The organism is Bradyrhizobium sp. (assembly GCF_030693485.1).
Taxonomy (GTDB): domain Bacteria; phylum Pseudomonadota; class Alphaproteobacteria; order Rhizobiales; family Xanthobacteraceae; genus Bradyrhizobium.
Genome location: NZ_JAUYAN010000147.1, coordinates 1 through 2,994, shown reverse-complemented (window position 1 = coordinate 2,994; position 2,994 = coordinate 1). Strand labels below are relative to the sequence as shown.

Genomic DNA, 2,994 nt, shown 5'->3' with positions numbered 1-2,994 from the left:
TGGAAGCGCGCAAGAAACTGGGCATGCAGGTGTTCGTGTTCCTGATCCTGCTCACGGGCCTGCTCTACTTCACCAAGAAGAAGATCTGGGCCAACGCGCACTGAGCGTTGCGCAGGATCGGATGAATTCGGAAAAGCCCCCGCGGGGGCTTTTTTGTTGGGCGCAGTCGTACGCTGCCGTCTTCGGCGAGCCTCGAAGGATGCGAACGGTGCTCGTGGCCCATCCTTCGAGGCGCGCAAGCGCGCCCACCTCCAGGGATAACGGCGGAGCCGTTACACGGGGATGACGGCGGTGTGAGCGCCGGGAACAGCCGCGCTTGCGCGAACCGATTGCATCCCAACCCCACAGCGGCCAAAATAGCCGCCAATCGCCCCGCAAGAAAAATCCCCGGAGGAACCATGGGTACCAGCATCACGTTCAAGCGCCCGGACGGCAAGGACGCCGGCGGTTATCTCGCCAATGCCGCGCGCGGCAATGCGCCCGGGGTGGTGGTGATCCAGGAATGGTGGGGGCTTTCCGATCAGATCAAGGGGCTGTGCGACCGCTTCGCGGTGGCCGGCTTCGATGCACTGGCGCCCGATCTCTACAAGGGCACCGTGGTGCCCTATCACGACACCGACGCCGCCAATGCGCAGATGAACTCTCTGGATTTCATGGATGCGACCACCCAGACCGTGCGCGGCGCCGCGCAATATCTGGCCAGGAACGGCGCCAAGGTCGGCCTGACCGGCTTCTGCCTCGGCGGCGCGGTGACCATTATCGGCGCTACCAAAATTCCCGAACTCGCCGCCGGCGTGGTGTTCTACGGCATCCCGCCGGAGGCGGCGGCAAAACCCGCCGACGTGAAAATTCCGCTGCAGGCGCATTTTGCCAACAAGGACGACTGGTGCACGCCGGCTCTGGTCGATGGTTTCGAGAAGGCGATGAAGGCCGCCGGCAAGTCGCTCGAACTGTTCCGCTATGATGCCGAGCACGCCTTCGTCAACGAGCAGCGCCAGTCGGTGCACGATCGCGCCGCCGCTGAGCTGGCCTGGGGCCGGGCGACCGATTTCTTCAAGAAGCATCTGGGCTGACATGAAAATCCTTTGCACGGGCGCATCGGGCTATATCGGCGGATCGGTGGCGGCTTATCTGGTCGCGGCCGGACATCAGGTGACGGGCCTCGTTCGCTCGCAGGACAAGGCCGACGCGGTTCGCGCCCGGGGCATCGCGCCGGTGCTGGGAACGCTTGACGATGCGGACATTCTGGCCGGGGCCGCGCGAGCTGCCGATATCGTGGTCAATGCCGCCAGTGCCGACCACAGGGGTGCAGTCTTGGCCTTGCTGGATGCGCTGGAGGGAAGCGGCAAGCCGTTCATCCATACCTCGGGGTCGAGCATCGTCGGCACGCCGGCCCGCGGCGAACGCTCCGACGCGGTGTTCGATGAAGACACGCCGTTCACGCCATCATCAGCGCGCGCAGCGCGGGTCGCCCTGAACGAATTCATCCTGTCGTATCGCGACAAGGGCTGCCGTCCGGTCATCATCTGTCCCAGCTTGATCTATGGAGCAGGTCATGGCGACAAGGCGGACAGCGTGCAGGTGCCCTATCTGATCAGGCTCGCCAGAAAGCGCGGCAATGCCGCGCACGCCGGACCCGGCGAAAACATCTGGTCGGACGTCCATATCGACGACCTCGTGCCGCTCTATGCGTTGGCGATCGAGAAGGCGCCGGCCGGGTCGTTCTATTTCGCCGAGAACGGCGAGCATTCGATGCGCGAGCTTTGCGATGCCATCAACCGCATGCTGGGCTTTTCGGGGCCGCCGACCGCGATATCGATGGCGGAGGCGGCGTCCGAATGGGGCGAGGGTACCGCCGAATACACCATGGCGTCGAACAGCCGGGTGCGCGCCAAGCGGGCCCGGCAGCTCGGCTGGACGCCAACGGCGCGCGGCGTGATCGAAGAGATCGAGCAGGGGTGTTATCGCGAGTAGGTTTATCCGTCGTCCCGCGTTCGCGGGAACGACGGCGGCCGTCTATTACTTGATCCCATCCCACCAGGCGCAGGTCCCCGACATCAGCCGGTAATTGCCTTCCATCACCTGCACCGGCGCGCGGCGGCCTTCGGCCGCGGCGCGCATCCGCATTTCACGCGCCAGCTCGCGGTCTGCAGGCGGCAGCCAGACGCGCTCATGACCCCACAGGCTCGGGCCGTCGAACATCTCGACCGGTTGCCAGTTGCCGGGATCGATCTCGCGGCCGCCCCAGCCGCATTCGATCATGAAGGCGGACGGCGATTTGCAGTAGAACGAGGTCATGAAATCGTTGGTATGGCGGCCGAGCGTGACGCCGACGCGATCTTCCTGCGTCAGGGCGACGTCATAGGCCTGCCCGACATCGTCGAGCGAGAACAACTCCACCATCAGATGATGCATGCCGCTCTTGCCGGTCTCGATCATGGCGAGGCTGTGATGGCGCGCATTGACGTGGAAGAAATAGGCGCGGAACGGTTTTTCGATGTAGTCGCTGAGCCCGAAGCCGAGCAGGTCGACATAGAACGCCATCATCGGGTCGATATTTTGCACCGTCAGCACCGCATGGCCGAGACCGAGCGGGCCGGTGCGAAAGCCGGAGATCGAGCGGCCGGGCCTGAACGGCGTCTCGTCGATCTCCGCGCCGTAAAAGGCCTCGAGCCGGTTGCCCTCGGGATCGGTGAATGAAATCAACCCACGCACACGCCTTGCATCGGCCAGCGTCCGCGGTTCGGCCACGACATCGATCCCGGCCTTATCGAGCCGGGCGGCAAGGGCGTCCAGATCGGCCGCGTCCGTCACCTCCCAGCCGAAGAAGCGTCCCCCATCCGCCATCGCGCGGTCGATGACGATGCGCTGCTTGCGGTCGTCCATCCGGAACGCGAGCAGGGAGTTGCCGCGCTCCACCGCCTGCAGGCCGACCAGGCCGGTACCGAACTGCCGCCAATCGTCCAGCGCGGTGGATCCGAATCCGGCATAACC

Annotated in this window: 4 protein-coding genes; 3 read left to right on the top strand and 1 reads right to left on the bottom strand. The window is 65.0% G+C overall.

Going from position 1 to position 2,994, the window contains the following annotated elements:
* From Q8N40_RS26695 to Q8N40_RS10805, 3 genes are all read left to right on the top strand, one after another.
* Positions 1-104, top strand: a 104-nt coding sequence (locus Q8N40_RS26695) for a cytochrome c1 (protein WP_371135667.1), incomplete at its 5' end; no start/stop codon positions are given.
* Between the two features lie 294 nt (positions 105-398).
* A complete protein-coding gene (locus Q8N40_RS10810) occupies positions 399-1,073 on the top strand; it encodes a dienelactone hydrolase family protein (protein WP_305711814.1) in 675 nt (224 codons plus the stop codon).
* Position 1,074: 1 nt separating this feature from the next.
* Positions 1,075-1,974 (top strand): NAD-dependent epimerase/dehydratase family protein, encoded by a 900-nt coding sequence (locus tag Q8N40_RS10805; RefSeq protein WP_305711813.1) that lies wholly within the window; start codon positions 1,075-1,077, stop codon positions 1,972-1,974.
* Positions 1,975-2,019: 45 nt separating this feature from the next.
* Here Q8N40_RS10805 and Q8N40_RS10800 read toward each other — a convergent pair.
* The coding region (locus Q8N40_RS10800) for a VOC family protein (protein WP_371135666.1) at positions 2,020-2,994 on the bottom strand (975 nt) is incomplete at its 5' end.

Bases quoted from the DNA above. Each gene is read 5' to 3' on its own strand.
- Q8N40_RS10810 (WP_305711814.1), top strand. From the start codon at position 399: ATGGGTACCAGCATCACGTTCAAGCGCCCGGACGGCAAGGACGCCGGC.
- Q8N40_RS10805 (WP_305711813.1), top strand. From the start codon at position 1,075: ATGAAAATCCTTTGCACGGGCGCATCGGGCTATATCGGCGGATCGGTG.